This window comes from Streptomyces liangshanensis (genome assembly GCF_011694815.1).
Lineage (GTDB): Bacteria > Actinomycetota > Actinomycetes > Streptomycetales > Streptomycetaceae > Streptomyces > Streptomyces liangshanensis.
In genome coordinates, this window is the sequence record NZ_CP050177.1 from 3,888,373 (window position 1) to 3,904,689 (window position 16,317).

General features: G+C 74.2%; 13 protein-coding genes. 6 read left to right on the plus strand and 7 right to left on the minus strand.

All coding sequences use genetic code 11. The features are described from left to right. The first annotated feature begins 231 nt into the window (after nt 1-231). From HA039_RS16735 to HA039_RS16760, 6 genes are all read left to right on the plus strand, one after another. Nucleotides 232-1,926, plus strand: coding sequence for a protein kinase domain-containing protein (locus tag HA039_RS16735; protein ID WP_167030238.1), 1,695 nt, complete (start codon nt 232-234; stop codon nt 1,924-1,926). A gap of 96 nt (nt 1,927-2,022) precedes the next feature. Then, entirely contained in the window at nt 2,023-2,685 is a 663-nt protein-coding gene (locus tag HA039_RS16740; protein WP_167030241.1) for a hypothetical protein, read from the plus strand. A 130-nt stretch (nt 2,686-2,815) separates the two neighbouring features. Next, nucleotides 2,816-3,484: a PadR family transcriptional regulator gene (locus tag HA039_RS16745; protein WP_167030244.1), complete on the plus strand. Its 669-nt coding sequence runs from the start codon at nt 2,816-2,818 to the stop codon at nt 3,482-3,484. A 126-nt stretch (nt 3,485-3,610) separates the two neighbouring features. Continuing rightward, nucleotides 3,611-4,360, plus strand: a complete 750-nt coding sequence (locus HA039_RS16750; protein ID WP_167030247.1) for an ABC transporter ATP-binding protein — start codon at nt 3,611-3,613, stop codon at nt 4,358-4,360. After that, nucleotides 4,357-7,194, plus strand: a complete 2,838-nt coding sequence (locus tag HA039_RS16755) for an FtsX-like permease family protein (protein ID WP_167030250.1) — start codon at nt 4,357-4,359, stop codon at nt 7,192-7,194. Before HA039_RS16750 ends, HA039_RS16755 begins: the two co-directional genes overlap by 4 nt. Nucleotides 7,195-7,305: 111 nt before the next feature. Beyond that, nucleotides 7,306-7,848: a bacterial proteasome activator family protein gene (locus tag HA039_RS16760; protein WP_167030254.1), complete on the plus strand. Its 543-nt coding sequence runs from the start codon at nt 7,306-7,308 to the stop codon at nt 7,846-7,848. A gap of 150 nt (nt 7,849-7,998) precedes the next feature. On the opposite strand, the gene HA039_RS16765 is transcribed toward HA039_RS16760, so the two are convergent. From HA039_RS16765 to pdhA, 7 genes are all read right to left on the minus strand, one after another. Further along, entirely contained in the window at nt 7,999-8,985 is a 987-nt protein-coding gene (locus HA039_RS16765; protein ID WP_167030257.1) for an NAD(P)H-quinone oxidoreductase, read from the minus strand. Between the two features lie 81 nt (nt 8,986-9,066). After that, nucleotides 9,067-10,146 carry a potassium channel family protein gene (locus HA039_RS16770; protein ID WP_208298632.1) on the minus strand — a complete coding sequence of 360 codons (1,080 nt, stop codon included), beginning with the start codon at nt 10,144-10,146 and terminating at the stop codon, nt 9,067-9,069. Next, nucleotides 10,143-11,699, minus strand: coding sequence for a molybdopterin molybdotransferase MoeA (locus tag HA039_RS16775; RefSeq protein ID WP_167030260.1), 1,557 nt, complete (start codon nt 11,697-11,699; stop codon nt 10,143-10,145). Before HA039_RS16775 ends, HA039_RS16770 begins: the two co-directional genes overlap by 4 nt. Next, nucleotides 11,696-12,577, minus strand: a complete 882-nt coding sequence (locus HA039_RS16780; protein WP_167030263.1) for an NTP transferase domain-containing protein — start codon at nt 12,575-12,577, stop codon at nt 11,696-11,698. The genes HA039_RS16775 and HA039_RS16780 overlap by 4 nt, the downstream gene beginning before the upstream one ends. A gap of 73 nt (nt 12,578-12,650) precedes the next feature. Then, a complete protein-coding gene (locus tag HA039_RS16785) occupies nt 12,651-14,030 on the minus strand; it encodes a dihydrolipoamide acetyltransferase family protein (RefSeq protein WP_167030266.1) in 1,380 nt (459 codons plus the stop codon). Further along, complete coding sequence (locus tag HA039_RS16790) at nt 14,030-15,034, minus strand: alpha-ketoacid dehydrogenase subunit beta (RefSeq protein ID WP_167030269.1); 1,005 nt, start codon at nt 15,032-15,034, stop codon at nt 14,030-14,032. Before HA039_RS16790 ends, HA039_RS16785 begins: the two co-directional genes overlap by 1 nt. Continuing rightward, nucleotides 15,031-16,230 (minus strand): pyruvate dehydrogenase (acetyl-transferring) E1 component subunit alpha, encoded by a 1,200-nt coding sequence (gene pdhA / locus HA039_RS16795; RefSeq protein WP_167030272.1) that lies wholly within the window; start codon nt 16,228-16,230, stop codon nt 15,031-15,033. Before pdhA ends, HA039_RS16790 begins: the two co-directional genes overlap by 4 nt. Between the last annotated feature and the right edge of the window lie 87 nt (nt 16,231-16,317).

The window sequence follows — 16,317 nt, forward strand, 5'->3', positions numbered from 1 at the left end:
GATGGAACCGGTCATGAAACCCGTACGGACGGGGCCACGCAAATTACATGGAGTTCCTGTAACGCTTCCGAGACGCTCTGTCGCGCTTACGGTCACGGAACGGGCACCCCGCTTGACGTGTCCGGGGCCTGGGGCAGACTTGGCCCGTTATCGCGCACCAATGGGAACATCGCGTCAGCGTCACGGCATTCAGCGCCCAACCCGCCGACGCGCCGAGGGGGAAGCACAGTCATGAGCCAGGACGGCGCACGGGGCCGCTACGCGGGCGGTTCGGTCGCGGGCGGCCGGTACCAGCTTCGCGACCTGCTCGGCGAAGGCGGCATGGCGTCCGTCTACCTCGCCTACGACTCGGCGCTGGACCGCCAGGTCGCCATCAAGACCCTGCACACGGAGCTGGCGCGCGAGCAGTCGTTCCGCGAGCGGTTCCGCCGCGAGGCGCAGGCCGTCGCCAAACTGTCGCACCCGAACATCGTCTCGGTCTTCGACACCGGCGAGGACACGCTCTTCGAGAACGGCGCCGCCGCGGGCACCGGCGCGATGATGCCGTACATCGTCATGGAGTACGTGGAGGGGCAGCCGCTCGGCTCCCTGCTCCGGGCGGACATCGCGCAGCAGGGGGCGATGCCGGCCGACCGGGCGCTCGGCGTGACGGCGGACGTGCTGGCCGCGCTGGAGGCCAGCCACGAGATGGGCCTGGTCCACCGCGACATCAAGCCGGGCAACGTGATGATGACCCGGCGTGACGTGGTCAAGGTCATGGACTTCGGCATCGCGCGCGCCATGCAGTCGGGTGTCACGTCGATGACGCAGACCGGCATGGTCGTCGGCACCCCGCAGTACCTCTCCCCCGAACAGGCGCTGGGGCGCGGCGTGGACGCCCGGTCCGACCTCTACTCGGTCGGCATCATGCTCTTCCAGCTGTTGACGGGCCGTCTGCCGTTCGACGCGGACTCGCCGCTGGCGATCGCGTACGCGCATGTGCAGGAGGAGGCCGTCGCGCCGTCCTCGATCAACCGGTCGCTGACGCCCGCGATGGACGCGCTGGTGGCGCGGGCGCTGAGGAAGAACCCGAACGAGCGCTTCCCGAGCGCCGCCGCGATGCGCGACGAGTGCCGGCGGGTGCTGCCCGCCGGGCCGACGGGCGCGCCGGTGATCATCCAGGGGGCGCCGTCGAACAGTGGCGCGGGGGTCAGCTCGGCGGTCTTCCCGCCGGTCGACCAGTCCGCGCAGGCGCCGGGGCCGTACGGCGTGCAGACCCCGTACCAGCCGCCGCACCAGACGCCGGCGCACCAGGCGACCGGGCTCCCGCAGGCGCCGCAGCACCCGAACCCGTACGGGCCGCCGGCCCCGGTGCCGGGCCCGCACGGGGCGGGTGCCGGGTACGGGTACCCGCAGGCCGCCCCGTACCAGACGCAGGGGCAGCAGACCCCGCCCCCGTACGCGATCTCGCCGCAGCAGTCCCCGCCGCAGGGGGGCGGGGGCGGCAGGCGGAACACCCCGGTCGTCGTGGGCGCGATCGTCGTCTCGCTGCTGGCCATCGGCGGGCTGATCACGGCTCTCTCGATGCGGGACGACGGCACCACGGACGGCGGCAACGAGGCGGGGCCGACCGCGAGCGCCCCGGCGGTGGACGGCTACCGGGCGCCGGACCGCGGGAACACCATCGACGAGGACGAATGCACGGATCCGTCGGAGGACCCCTCGGACCCGAGCAAGGTGACGGTGCCGGACTTCCGGTACAAGGACATCCTCTCCGTGAAGCAGTGCCTGAACGCGGCGCACTGGAAGTACGAGCAGCCGACGACGGTCCAGAACGGGCAGTACGCCAAGGAGACCGTGATCGAGCAGTACCCGACGCAGGGCACGGGCATCGACCCGAAGTCGGTGGTCTTCACGCTGCGGCTCGCTTCGGGGTCCGCGCAGTAGCCCGTAGTCCTTACGGGGGAGGCGGGACGGCCCCTTCCCCGGCGAGGGGCCGTCGCTCAGGATGCCGGGGCGGTCACGCCGTGTGACGCTGGTCGCGTGATGCCACGGCTCCGCTCCCACTGCGCTCTCGCGGTCGCGTCCTTGCTGCTGGCCGCGCCGCTCGCGCGGGCCGAGGAGTCCGCCTCCCCGTCCGCCGGGCCGCCGGCGGCCGCCCGGCCGCCCGTGGCCGGCCCCTCGGCCACGCCCGGGCCGACGGAGTCGCTGGCGGGACGGCAGGCCGGGGAGGGGCACTTCCGGCCCGGCAGGCCGACCGGGCCCGAGGTCTCCCGGCCGGGGGACACCCCGCCGGACACGCCGGAGGGCAGCCCGGACCCGGAGTCCACCGGCGCCTCGGACAGCCCGTCCCCGGCGTCCCCCTCCCTCGCCCCGTCATCCCCCTCGCCGACCGGTCCGTCCCGTACGGCCCGGCCCCGGCCCTCCGCCTCCCCCTCGGCGTCCCCCGACCGCGGCAGGCCGTCCCCGGCCCGGCCGGAGCCCCGGGACACGGGCGGCTCCGAGAGCGCCGCCGAGGAGCGCGGGGACACGGCGCCGCCGTCCGGCGGCCCGGCGTCCCCGCCGCCCGCGGCGGCCCGTGAACCCGGCGCGACGGCGTTCCGGCAGCCCGTCGCCGAGCCGGTGGCGATCCTGACCCTGGGGACCGGCATCACCCTGATCGGCCTCGGGCTCGGCTTCCTCGGCCTGCGGCTACGCCGCCGCTGACCCGGGGCTCGCGGCTCTGTCCCAGGTCCGTCCCGGCCGTGTCACCGGGTCGTATCCGTCTCACGGCTGAGGCGTGAGGTCCGTCTCAGGTCGCTTGCGGCCGCCGACCTACCGGGTATACATACTGAGTATGTCGATTCGCCACGGGCTTCTGGCCCTCCTGGAACGCGGCCCGCGCTACGGCTCCCAGCTCCGTACGGAGTTCGAGTCCCGTACGGGATCCACCTGGCCGCTCAACGTCGGGCAGGTCTACACGACCCTGAACCGCCTGGAGCGGGACGGCATGGTCACGCAGGACGGTGAGGACGAGGCCGGCCGCGCGCTCTACGTGATCACGGATCAGGGCCGCGAGGAGCTGCGGTCGTGGTTCCGCACCCCCGTCGACCGCACCAGCCCGCCCCGGGACGAGCTGGCCATCAAGCTCGCCATGGCGGTGGGCGCGCCGGGCGTCGACATCCGCGAGGTCATCCAGTCCCAGCGGCACCACACCATCCAGGCCATGCAGGACTACACGCGTCTCAAGTCCCAGAGCGTGGAGAGCGCGCCGGTCGGCCGGGACGAGGTGGCGTGGCTGCTCGTGCTGGACCAGCTCATCTTCCAGACCGAGGCCGAGGCCAGGTGGCTCGACCACTGCGAGGTACGGCTGATCCGGCTCGCGATGGCCCAGGACAAGGCGGCCGGGAGCGGCGCCGGGGCGGCCACCGCCGCGGACGCGGCCCCGGACGACGCGAGCGTCCCCGTGCCGACGCCCCCGGAACCGGCCGTGACCGCACCGACCCGCCGGGGCCGCCGGCACTGACCGCACCTCACCGCGCCTCACCGCGCGCCACCCGCCCCGGCGGGCGCCGCGCACCCACCCCACCGTCTTCAGCTCACCATCCGTACGCGCGAACACGCCCGCGTCAGCACAGAGGGGGATCCACCCATGCCCGAAACACCCGGCACACCGCCGCAACCGGTGCTGCGCCTCATGGACCTGACCCGCGTCCACGGCAGCGGAGCCACCGAGGTTCATGCGCTGCGCGGCATCAACCTCGACGTGTTCCCCGGCGAACTCGTCGCCGTCATGGGCCCGTCGGGCTCCGGCAAGTCCACGCTGCTCACCATCGCGGGCGGACTCGACCACCCCACCTCCGGGCGCGTGGTCGTCGAGGGGACGGACATCACCACCGTCGACCGCAAGCGGCTCGCGGCCCTGCGCCGCCGCAGCATCGGCTACGTCTTCCAGGACTACAACCTGATCCCCGCCCTCACCGCGGCGGAGAACATCGCCCTCCCGCGCGAACTGGACGGCACCTCGGCCCGCAAGGCACGCGTCGAAGCCCTCGCCGCGCTGGAGGAGATGGGCCTCGGCCAGCTCGCCGACCGCTTCCCCGACGAGATGTCCGGCGGCCAGCAGCAGCGGGTGGCCATCGCCCGCGCCCTCGTCGGCGACCGCCGGCTGGTGCTCGCCGACGAGCCCACCGGCGCCCTGGACTCCGAGACCGGCGAATCCGTCCTCGCGCTGCTGCGCAGCCGCTGCGACGCGGGCGCCGCCGGTGTCCTGGTCACCCACGAGCCGCGCTTCGCGGCCTGGGCGGACCGGGTGGTCTTCCTGCGGGACGGCTCGGTCGTCGACCAGACCGTCCGCAGCCAGGCGGACTCGCTGCTCACCGGGCAGGCGGCCGACCTGTGATCACCTGGTTCCACTCCTGGCGCGCCGCCCTGCGCATCGCCCGCCGCGACGCCTGGCGCTTCAAGGGACGCAGCTTCCTCGTCCTCGCGATGATCGCGCTCCCCATCCTCGGGGTGAGCGCCGTGGACCTGACCGTACGGAGCGCCGAACTCTCCCCGCGGGAGACCCTGGCGCGCGAACTCGGCCACGCCGACGCCCGGTTCACCGACCCGGGGCTCGCCGGGGCGCCGATCCTCCAGGGCCCCAAGGGCACGGACTACTCCCCCGCCAAGGACTACAGCGACACGGCGTGGCCCAGCGGCAGCACCGACCTCAGGAAGGCGCTGCCCGCCGGGGCCACCACGCTGACCGACACGACCGGCAACGCGAAGCTCCGGACGACCCACGGGCTGCTCCAGACGCAGGTCCGTGAGCTGAGGGCCGCGGACCCGGTGGCCGAGGGGATCATGCGCCTGCAGCACGGCCGGTTCCCGGCCCGGGCCGACGAGGTCGCCGCGACCACCCAGTTCCTGGAGACCAGCGGACTGCGGGTCGGCTCGAAGCTCACCGCGCGCGGGCTCGACACCCCGTACCGGATCGTCGGCTCCTACGAGGTGCCCGACGAGCTGAACAGGGCCGAGGTCAACGCGCTCCCCGGCGCCCTGCTCGCGCCGCTGGACAAGGCCCTGCGGACCCAGGGGCTGGACAGTTCGACGCCCGACGCGACCCTGCTGGTGTCCCTTCCCGGCGGTTTCACGTGGAACATGGTCCAGGAGGCCAACACCAAGGGCGTCGTGGTCGCCTCGCGGGCCGTGATCCTCTCGCCGCCCGCCGACGCCGACGTACCGCTCTACCAGAAGAGCGACTGGATCGGATACCGCGACAACGGGCAGACCGATCCGGCCGCGCTCGCCGCGGCGGGCACCGTCGTCGGCCTCGCCATGCTGGAGATCTGCCTGCTGGCCGGTCCCGCCTTCGCCGTGGGCGCCCGCCGCTCGCGCCGCCAACTGGGCCTGGTCGGGGCCAACGGCGGCGACCGGCGCCACATCCGGGCCATCGTCCTCGGCGGCGGCCTGGTCATCGGGGTCGTCGCGGCGGTCGTCGGCACCGTCCTCGGCGTTGCCCTCACCTTCGCCCTGAAGCCGGTCCTGGAGGGCTATCTCGGCGCGCGCTTCGGCGCCTTCGACGTACGGCCGCTCGAACTGCTCGGGATCGCGGCGATCGCCGTGCTCACCGGCCTGCTCGCCGCGATCGTCCCGGCCGTCACCGCCTCCCGGCAGACCGTCCTCGCGTCCCTCACCGGCCGGCGCGGCATCCGCCGCAGCAACCGGGTGCTGCCCGCGGTGGGCCTGGCCGCGGTCGTGATCGGCGCGGCGATCGCGCTGTACGGGTCGACGGTGTCGGACAGTTACGTGATCGTCGCGGGCGGCAGCGCCGTCGCCGAGCTGGGCGTGGTCGCGATGACCCCGGCCCTGGTGGGGCTGTTCGGCAAGGCGGGCCGCTGGCTGCCGCTCTCACCGCGGCTGGCGCTGCGGGACGCGGTACGCAACCGGGGCCGTACGGCCCCGGCCGTCGCCGCCGTCCTGGCGGCCGTCGCGGGGACGGTGGCGGTCGCCACGTACACCGCGAGCAGCGACGCCCAGAACCGGGACGCGTACGTCGCCGACCTGCCGTACGGCGCGGTCGCTCTCTCCATCAGCGACGACGGCGGCCGGGACGTGCCCGCCGCGCGGGCCGCCGTCCAGCGGGAGCTGCCCGTCGCGGTGTCCGCGAAGATCGACGGCCTGGTCGTCGGTCCCCCGCGCTGCGCGTCCGACAACTGGGGCAAGGGCTGCGGGACGGCCGAGGTGGTCGTACCGGACGCGAACCAGTGCCCGCTGTGGAAGGAAGGCAGCGGGGACAAGGACTTCAGCGCCGCCGAGCGCCTGAAACTGCGGGCCGACCGGCGCTGCAAGGACATGACGGTCTACCCCCCTACGGGCGACACGGTGGTCGGTGACGCCGCGCTCCTCAAGGTGCTCGGGATCAAGGACCCCGGCGCCGAGAAGGCGCTGGCGGCGGGCGAGATCCTCTCGTTCGACCCCCTCAACGTCGACACCCGGGGAAAGATCGGCATCCGGCTGATCACCGACACCCACGCGGCCGACGAGGCCAGGCAGCAGAACAAGAAGGTGCCGGCCGCCGTCAAGGAGTTCACGGCGCACGCCGTCCCGGGCAAGCCCAACTCCTACGGCATCAAGATGATCATCCCGGCCGCCGCGGCCAGGGCGGCGGGCTTCGGGGTCGTCCCGCTCGGCGGGTACTTCTCGACGACCTCGATGCCGAGCAGCGTGCAGGAGCAGCGGCTCACCTCCGCCCTCGACACGTTCGGCGCCAACGCCTACCTCGACATCGAGAAGGGGTACGTCGGCGAGAACAACATCGTGCTCCTCGCGCTGGGCGTCTTCGCCGGGCTGGTGACCATCGGCGCCGCCGGAATCGCCACCGGCCTGGCGCAGGCCGACGCCGAGGCCGACCTCAAGACGCTCGCCGCGGTCGGCGCGCCCTCCCGGGTCCGCCGGACCCTCAGCGGATTCCAGTGCGGGCTGGTGGCGGGGATGGGCGTCCTGCTGGGCAGCGCCGCCGGCCTGCTCCCGGCGGTCGCCCTGCGGCTGACCGAGCGGCGCGAGGGGGAGAACCGCTACCGGCAGGCCCTCACGGACGGGCTCAACCAGGCCGTGGTGCCCCACGTGCCGATCATCGTCCCGTGGGGAACGCTGGCCGCCCTGCTGGTGGCGGTGCCGGTGGGGGCGGCCCTGCTGGCCGCCGTGGTCACCCGCTCGCACAGGACCCTGGGGCGCCGCGCGGCCACGTAGGCCGTGCGGCGGGGGTGGCACGGCCGGGACCGCCGGGGTGGCCCGGCGGGCCGGGCCGTGCCACCCGGGGGCACACCGCGTGGCGGTGGGCCGGTGCGAGACAATGAATGCATGGAAATGTCGAGGAACGAACGGTCGCAGGAGAGCCCTCATGTCCTGGTGGTGGGACAGGACGGGACGGCGCTCGGCGGCGGTGGAACCGACGACGAGCCGCGCGAGATCCCGGTGACGGAGATGGTCGAACAGCCCGCCAAGGTCATGCGCATCGGCAGCATGATCAAGCAGCTGCTCGAAGAGGTACGCGCGGCCCCTCTGGACGAGGCGAGCCGGGTACGGCTCAAGGAGATCCACGCCAGCTCCGTGAAGGAGCTGGAGGACGGGCTCGCACCCGAGCTCGTCGAGGAGCTGGAGCGGCTCTCCCTCCCCTTCACCGACGAGGCCATCCCCTCGGAGGCGGAGCTGCGCATCGCGCAGGCCCAGTTGGTGGGGTGGCTGGAGGGCCTCTTCCACGGGATCCAGACGGCGCTGTTCGCCCAGCAGATGGCGGCCAGGGCCCAGCTCGAACAGATGCGCCGCGCCCTCCCGCCGGGCTCGGTGCAGGAGGACGACGAGGAACAGGGCCACGGCGCGATCCGCTCGGGGCCGTACCTCTAGGACCTCTTACGCAGAGCGTCGTACGCAGAGCCCTTTACGCGGCCGGGGCCCGGCACCCTTCCACGGGTGCCGGGCCCCGGCCGTCGGTCATCGCGGGCCGGGCCCCGGCCGTCGGTCTCCGCGCGGGTCGGGCGCCCGTCAGGGCGTGGCTCAGGCGGTGGGGGCGAGCAGCAGGATCTTGCCCACGTGGGAGCTGGACTCCAGCACCCGGTGCGCCTCGGCCGCCTCCGCCATCGGCAGGGTCCGGTCCACGATCGGACGGACGCGGCCCTCGGCGACGAGCGGCCAGACGTTCTCCCGTACGGCCGCCACGATGGCCGCCTTCTCCGCGCGGGGACGGGCCCGCAGCGAGGTCGCCGTGATGGTGCCGCGCTTGCTCAGGAGCGCGCCGATGTTCAGCTCGGCCTTCACCCCGCCCTGCATCCCGATCACCGCGAGCCTGCCGTTCACGGCCAGCGCCTTCACGTTCTGGGCCAGGTACTTCGCGCCGACGATGTCGAGGATGACGTCCGCGCCGGCCCCGTCCGTCGCCTTCCGTATCTCCGCCACGAAGTCCTGCTCGCGGTAGTCGATCAGGATGTCCGCGCCCAACTCGGCGCACCGGGCCAGCTTCTCGGGGCCGCCCGCCGTCACCGCGACCCGGGCGCCGAGCGCCTTGGCGACCTGGATGCCCATCGTGCCGATCCCGCTCCCGCCGCCGTGCAGAAGCAGCGTCTCGCCCGCGGTGAGCCGCCCGAGCATGAAGACGTTCGACCAGACCGTGCAGGCCACCTCGGGAAGCGCGGCGGCCTCGGCCAGGGGCACCCCGGCCGGTACGGGGAGCAGTTGGCCCGCCGGTACGACGACCTTCTCGGCGTACCCCCCGCCGGCCAGCAGGGCGCACACCTCGTCGCCGACGGCCCACCCCGTGACCCCGGGGCCGAGCGCGGCGACCCGGCCCGCGCACTCCAGGCCGGGGTAGGTCGAGGATCCGGGCGGCGGGTCGTAGTGCCCCTGCCGTTGCAGGACGTCGGCGCGGTTGACCGCGCTCGCCACCACCTCGACGAGAACCTCGCCCTCGCCGGGGACGGGATCGGGGACTTCGGCCCACACGAGCGCTTCGGGGCCACCGGGTTCCGGAATCGTGATCGCATGCATGGCCGCGAGGCTACCCGCAGCCCCGGCCGCCGAACCGGTCCCGGCCGCCGCCCGCGCGACCGGCGGCTTCCTTACCGACCGTCAGGCCCCCGCCTCCGGATCCGCCGGGTTCTGGGCGCGCACGATGGTGATCAGCCGGTCGGTCAACTGGAGCGGGCTCGCGGACGGATCGTCGTACCCGATCAGCCGGTGCCCGCGCAGCACGCTCACCACCAGGTCCTCGGTCTCCCGCACGTTCCGCCCCACCTCTGCCTTTATGACGGGCCGTTCGATGAGGTCCAGACCGGTGCCCTGCTGGATCAGGTCCTCCATCACCGTGCCGGCCATCGGGCTGAGCACCGACATGCCGAGCAGCCGTCCTGCCGCGCTGGCGCTGGTGATCACCGCGTCGGCGCCGGACTGGCGCAGCAGCGGCGCGTTCTCCTCCTCGCGGACCGCGGCGACGATCTTCGCCGACCGGTTGAGCTGACGCGCGGTCAGCGTCACCAGGACGGCCGTGTCGTCCCGCTGGGTGGCGATGACGATCTGACGGGCCTTCTGGACCTCGGCGCGCAGGAGCACTTCGCTGCGGGTCGCGTCGCCGAGGACCCCCACGAACCCCTGGGCGTTGGCCGCCTCGATCACCTTCGCCGACGGGTCGACGATGACGATCTGGTCCTTCCTGAGACCCGTGGCGCACAGGGTCTGTATGGCCGACCGGCCCTTGGTGCCGTACCCGACGATGACCGTGTGCTCGCGCAAGTGGGACCTCCAGCGGTTCTGCCGCCATTCCTCACGGGTGCGTTCCGTGAGGACCTCAAGAGTGGTGCCGACCAGGATGATGAGGAACAGCACGCGCAGGGGCGTCACGAGCAGCACGTTGACCAGGCGTGCGCTGTCGCTGTACGGGACGATGTCGCCGTAACCGGTCGTGGAGAGCGTGACGGTCGCGTAGTAGACGGCGTCGAGGAAGTCGACCGAGTCGTCCGAGTTGTCGTGGTAGCCCTTGTTGTCGATCCAGACGATGAAGACCGTCACGAACAGCACCACGAGCGCCATCACGAGCCGACGGGTCACCTGGACAAGCGGTCGCTGGACCTGCTGGCGCGGCAACTGCACCCGGGCCGTGACCAGATGCTCGTCGGCGTTCCTGGCTATGGCGTCATGGCCGGGAAGTTTCACGTGAAACACCCGCCGTCGGTCGACGCGGTCCAGGGCAGGTCGAGCACGTCGACGTCCTCACCGGGCCGGGCGCCCCCGGGCGGAATGACCGCCAGCCCGTCCGCGGCGGCGATGCCCCGCAGCATGGCCGGACCGTTGAAGTGCAGCGGCACCACCCCGTCGTCGCGGTGGACGACCGGGACGAGCCGGGTGTCGTGCGGGTGGCCCTGCACCTCGTCCCGCAGCGGCACCCGGTACGGCGGGGGCGCCGGGCGGCCCGCGAGCGCGCGCAGCAGGGGTTCGGCGAGCGTGAGCAGCCCGGAGACGGCGGCGAGGGGGTTGCCGGGCAGGCCCACGAGGTGCCGTCCCGAGGGGAGCCGTGCGAGGACCATGGGGTGGCCGGGGCGCACGGTGACGCCGTCGACCAGCAACGCGGCGTCCGCGGCGCGGAGCACGGGGTGGACGTGGTCGACCGGGCCGCCGGCCGTCCCACCCGTGGTGATGACCAGGTCGGCCTTGGACTCGGTGACCGCGCGGTAGAGGTCGTCCTCGTCGTCCCCGATGCGGTGGGTGGCGACCACGTCGACGCCGAGGGTACGCAGCCAGGGCGCGAGCATCGGGCCGAGCGCATCGCGGATGAACCCGTCGCGGGGGAGGCCCTCGGTCAGCAACTCGTCGCCGAGCACGAGGACTTCCACCGTCGGGCGGGGGACGGTGAGCAGCGCGTCGTACCCGGCGGCGGCGGCCAGGCCCAGCACGGCCGGGGTCACCAGCGCCCCGGCGGGCAGCAACGGCTCCCCGGAGCGGCACTCCTGGCCCCGCGACCTGATGTCCTGGCCGGGGACGACCGGGCGCTCGGCGTGGAGGTGGCCGGTGTCGTCGGTGCGGGCGTGCTCGCTGCGGATCACCGCGGTCGCCTCGGGCGGTACGCGCGCGCCGGTGGCGATCCGTACGGCGGCGCCGTCGGGAAGCGGTACGGACTCACCGTGTCCGGCGAGGATCCCGGACCGTTCGGCGGCGTCGCCCCGCACGGGCGTGCCCTCCGGGGTCCGGACGGCCCAGGGTCCGGGGCCCGCGACCGCCCAGCCGTCCATGGCGGAGGTGTCGAACGACGGCAGGTCGGTGAGGGCGGCCAGCGGCTCGGCGAGCACCTCCCCGAGGGCGTGCGCGAGGGGGACGTGCCGGGCCCGCGCGGCCGGGGCGGCCCGCCCCGAACTCCCGGCGACGGCGCGGGCGTCGGCCCAGGCCGTACCGTGCCGCCGGTCACCGGCCGCCGGACCGCCGCCGGCCGTACCGCCGTCGCCCGGGCCGGGCGGCTGCGCGGGTGCGGTGCGGGCGTCGCGGGACACGAGGTCGTCGTGGGAGGCGGGGGTGTCGTGGGAGCCGTGCGCGTCGTGCGGGGCTCGCGCGTCGTGCGCGGCCTCCACGTCGTACGGGTCCCGCGCGTCGTGCCCGGTCCGCGTGGCGTGCGCGGGGTCGGGGACGTGCGGTGGCCGGTGCGCGCGGGCCTGGTCCCTGGCCACCAGGGCCAAGGCGTCCTCGACGCCCTCGACCTCGCGGTCCTGGGCGGTCATCCGGCGTCGGCCCCCTTGGCGCCCCCGGCGGGACCGTCGGTCCCGGCCGCCTCGTCGGCCCAGCGCAGGGCGAGCGCCACCGCCTTGCGGGTCGCCGCCTCGACGGCCTCGGGTCCCTCGCCGCCGGCCCGGCCCGCCGCGTACCCGACCAGGAAGGTCGTCAGCGGGGCCGCCGGCCGGGCGACGCCGTGGGCGGCGTCACGGGCCAGGTCCAGAAGGAGGGGGATGTCGACGTCCAGCTCGATGCCGAGCTCGTCCTTGACTGCGTTGATCCATTCTTCCAGCACGGTCCCATGCTCTCTGATGCGGGCCCGGGCCGTGGAGATGTCTTCCCAGGTGTCGCAGTCGAACGAGGCGAAGGGATCGGCATCGACCCGGGCGAGGTCGAGTTCGTCGGACAGCAGACGCAGGGGCAGACCGGTGAGGTTCCCGTGCTCGGTGGCCAGCAGCGCCAGTTCGCGGCGCAGCGGCTCGGCGCGGTAGGCGGCGACCAGCGGCTGGTCCCGCCCGTCCGGGTCGACGAGGAGCGCGGCCTCCCGGCCGCTCGTGTCCAGCGCCTCGACCAGCCGGAGCACGGTCGGGGCGCCGAGGAACGGCAGGTCGGCGGAGAGGACCAGGACGGTGTCGGCCCCGACGGCGCGCACGCCCGCGCCGAGCGCGGCGAGCGGCCCGCCGCCCGGCGGGTCCTCCCGCGCCCAGTGCACGGGCCGGACCGTCGGGCGCCTGCCGCCCACGACGACTGTCCTGCCGGCCCCCTCACAGGCCGCCAGGACGCGGTCGAGCAGGGCGCGGCCCCCGACCCGCACGGCGGGCTTGTCGATCCCTCCGAGGCGCTTGGCGGCGCCTCCGGCGAGCACGATGGCGTCATACGCGGTCATGCCAGAAGTATGACGGTGCCGGGCGGCCGCTAATCCGGGATCCGGCATCGAAGTTCTGGACCCCGGACATCGCTCACAGCGTGCGCAGGAGCACCGCCGGGTTCTCGACGCAGTCCGCCACGTACCGGAGGAAGCCGCCCGCCGTGCCGCCGTCGCAGACCCGGTGGTCGAAGGTGAGGGACAGCTGGACGACCTGCCGGACGGCCAACTCCCCCCGGTGCACCCACGGCTTGGGGATGATCCGGCCGACCCCGAGCATCGCGGCCTCCGGGTGGTTGATGATCGGCGTCGAGCCGTCGACCCCGAACACCCCGTAGTTGTTGAGCGTGAACGTCCCCCCGGTCAGGTCGCCCGGCGTCAGCGTGCCCGACCGGCCCGCCTCCGTCAGACGCGCGAACTCGGCGCTCAGGGACTCCGCGTCGCGCCGGTGCGCGTCCCGCACGACCGGGACGACGAGCCCGCGGTCGGTCTGGGCGGCGAAGCCCAGGTGCACGTCGGGCAGCCGCAGGATCTCCCTGGCGGCCGTGTCCACCGTGGAGTTCAGCTCCGGGTGACGGGCCAGGCCCGCGACACAGATCCGGGCCAGCAGCGCGAGGAGGGAGATCTTCGGTCCGCCGGCCGCGTTCATCGCCGTACGGGCCGCCATCAGCTCCGTCGCGTCGGCGTCCACCCAGCAGGTGGCGTCCGGGATCTCGTGGCGGCTGCGGGACAACTTGTCGGCGACCGCGCCCCGTACACCCCGCAGCGGCACCCGGACGACGTCCGGCCGCCCGGCCGCTCCCGCGGCCCCGGTGGGCGCGGCGACGGCGGCCGGAGGCTCCGGGTCCGCCGACCGAATGGCCCGGTCGACGTCGGAGCGCAGGATCAGGCCCTCGCGCCCCGAACCCGTCAGGGTCCGCAGATCGACGCCGTTCTCCCGGGCGAGCCTGCGGACCAGCGGCGACACCACCGCGACAGGACCGGCCGGTCCTGCGGATCCGCCGGCCGGCGTCAGGACGGGGGCCCCGGACCCGTTGGCCCGCCCCACGACCGGCGCGGGCGCCGGCGCGGGCACGGCCGCCGCCGGGGACGCCTGGCGGACGCGGCGCCTGCGCGCGGCGGGCGCGCCCGTGCCGTACCCGACGAGCACGTTGCCCGACCCCTCGTCGGCGGCCGGCGCGGCCGGGGCCTTCTCCGGGGCCGGCTCCCCGCCCGCCGCGGACTCGGACGCGCCGACCGCGACGGTCAGCAGCGGGGCGCCGACCGGCAGCTCCGAGCCCTCCTCGCCGTACCGCGCGGTGACCACGCCGCCGTACGGGCAGGGCACCTCGACCATCGCCTTGGCCGTCTCGACCTCCACGACCGGCTGGTCGACGGCGACGACGTCGCCGACCTCCACCAGCCAGTGGACGATCTCCGCCTCGGTCAGTCCTTCCCCGAGGTCCGGCAGCCTGAATTCCAGCACCTGGGCCATCAGCTCTCCGTCTCCCACTGAAGCCGCGCGACCGCGTCCAGCACCCGGTCCACGCCGGGAAGGTGGTGCTTCTCCAGCATGGGCGGCGGATACGGGATGTCGAATCCCGCGACCCGCAGCACCGGCGCCTCCAGGTGGTGGAAGCACCGTTCGGTGACGCGGGCGGCGATCTCCCCGCCGGGTCCGCCGAAGCCCGTCGACTCGTGGACGACAACCGCCCGGCCCGTACGCCGTACGGAGGCCGCCACCGTCTCGTCGTCGAACGGCACCAGCGAGCGCAGGTCCACGACCTCCAGGTCCCAGCCCTCGGCGCGGGCCGCCTCGGCCGCCTCCAGGCAGACCGGCACGGACGGTCCGTACGTGATGAGCGTGGCGCTCGTGCCCCGGCGCCGCACGACCGCGCGGCCGATCGGCTCCACCGCGGCCGGCTCGTCCGGCGACCACTGCGCCTTCGACCAGTACAGCCGCTTCGGCTCCAGGAAGACCACCGGGTCGTCGGAGGCGATCGCGGCCCGCAGCATCCCGTACGCGTCGTCCACCGTCGCCGGGGTCACGACGTGCAGCCCCGCGGTCGCCATGTAGTACGCCTCGGAGGAGTCGCTGTGGTGCTCGACCCCGCCGATCCCGCCGCCGTACGGCACCCGCACCGTGATCGGCAGGGGCATCGCCCCGCGCGTACGGTTGCGCATCTTCGCCACATGGCTGATGAGCTGCTCGAACGACGGATAGGCGAACGCGTCGAACTGCATCTCCACGACGGGCCGCAGCCCGTACATCGCCATGCCGACGGCCGTCCCCAGGATGCCCGCCTCGGCGAGGGGGGTGTCCGTGCAGCGCTCGTCGCCGAACTCCGCCGCCAGGCCGTCGGTGATCCGGAAGACCCCGCCGAGCGTGCCGACGTCCTCTCCCAGGACGTGGACGGTCGGATCCTCGGCCATCGCGTCCCGCAACGCGCGCTGGAGGGCCGAGGCCATCGTGGCGGGCTTCACCGCGGTGGTCGTCATCGCCGCTCACCCGCCGCTTCCCCGCCGGTGCTCCCGGCGTCCCCGGACGCCGGGTCGGCCGACGCCTCCAGCTCCGCCCTGAGCAACGCCGCCTGTTCCGCCAACTGGGTGGTCTGCTCGGCGTAGACGTGCGTGAACAGGTCCATGGGGTCCAGCTCCGGATCGGCGTTCATCCGCTCCCGCAGCCGGGCGGCCATCGCCTCGGCGCCCTCGGCGGCCTTCCTGACGCCGTCCTCGTCCAGGACCCCGCGCTCCAGCAGCTCGCGCTCCATGAGCTTCACCGGGTCGTGCGCGCGCCACGCCTGGACCTCGGCGTCCTCGCGGTAGCGCGTCGCGTCGTCGGCGTTCGTGTGGGCGTCCATCCGGTACGTCACGGCCTCGACCAGCGTCGGGCCCTCGCCGCGCCTCGCGCGGTCCACGGCCTCCGCGAGGACGGTGTGCACCGCGATCGCGTCGTTCCCGTCGACCAGGCGGCCCGGCATCCCGTACCCGACGGCCTTGTGGGCCAGGGAGGGCGCCGCGGACTGCTTGGCGAGCGGTACGGAGATCGCGAAGCCGTTGTTCTGCACCAGGAAGACCACCGGGGCCCGCCACACGGCCGCGAAGTTCAGCGCCTCGTGGAAGTCGCCCTCGCTGGTCCCGCCGTCGCCCACCAAGGCCAGCGCGACCACGTCGTCGCCCTTGAGCCTGGCCGCGTGCGCCAGGCCCACCGCGTGCGGCAGCTGGGTGGCGAGGGGCGTGGAGAGGGGCGCGACGCGGTGCTCGTGCGGGTCGTACCCGGTGTGCCAGTCGCCACGCAGCAGCGTCAGGGCCTGGACCGGGTCGAGCCCGCGGGCCACGGCCGCGAGGGTGTCGCGGTAGCTGGGGAAGAGCCAGTCCCGGTCCTCCAGGACCAGCGCGGCGGCGACCTCACAGGCCTCCTGGCCGGTGCTGGACGGGTAGACGGCCAGCCTGCCCTGCTTGGTCAGGGCCGTGGCCTGCGTGTTGTACCGCCGGCCCCGGACCAGCTCGGTGTAGAGCCGCAGCAGCAGGGCCGGGTCGGCGCCGGCCGCGGCGGGCGTGCCGAGCACGCGGAACGGCTCGGGGTCCGGGAGCAGCGGGGCCGGGTCGGTACGCGGCTGCCACGCCGGGGGCGGGGTGGGCCGGCGGACGGCGGCACCCGGCAGTTCCTGAACCGAAGTACTGCTCTTCTTCACGCGTGCACCTCCTCGTGGGAAACGAGCCAGGGGTGCCCGGATGTGGCACACCTCACCTACCGATTGTTCGGTCGTTGCGGCAATTTG

Excerpts from the sequence above, each read along its gene's own strand:
- HA039_RS16775 (WP_167030260.1), bottom strand. The coding sequence starts at position 11,699 with ATGACCGCCCAGGACCGCGAGGTCGAGGGCGTCGAGGACGCCTTGGCC.
- HA039_RS16750 (WP_167030247.1), top strand. The coding sequence starts at position 3,611 with ATGCCCGAAACACCCGGCACACCGCCGCAACCGGTGCTGCGCCTCATG.
- HA039_RS16785 (WP_167030266.1), bottom strand. The coding sequence starts at position 14,030 with ATGGCCCAGGTGCTGGAATTCAGGCTGCCGGACCTCGGGGAAGGACTG.
- HA039_RS16780 (WP_167030263.1), bottom strand. The coding sequence starts at position 12,577 with ATGACCGCGTATGACGCCATCGTGCTCGCCGGAGGCGCCGCCAAGCGC.
- HA039_RS16735 (WP_167030238.1), top strand. The coding sequence starts at position 232 with ATGAGCCAGGACGGCGCACGGGGCCGCTACGCGGGCGGTTCGGTCGCG.
- HA039_RS16745 (WP_167030244.1), top strand. The coding sequence starts at position 2,816 with ATGTCGATTCGCCACGGGCTTCTGGCCCTCCTGGAACGCGGCCCGCGC.
- HA039_RS16790 (WP_167030269.1), bottom strand. The coding sequence starts at position 15,034 with ATGACGACCACCGCGGTGAAGCCCGCCACGATGGCCTCGGCCCTCCAG.
- HA039_RS16760 (WP_167030254.1), top strand. The coding sequence starts at position 7,306 with ATGGAAATGTCGAGGAACGAACGGTCGCAGGAGAGCCCTCATGTCCTG.
- HA039_RS16765 (WP_167030257.1), bottom strand. The coding sequence starts at position 8,985 with ATGCATGCGATCACGATTCCGGAACCCGGTGGCCCCGAAGCGCTCGTG.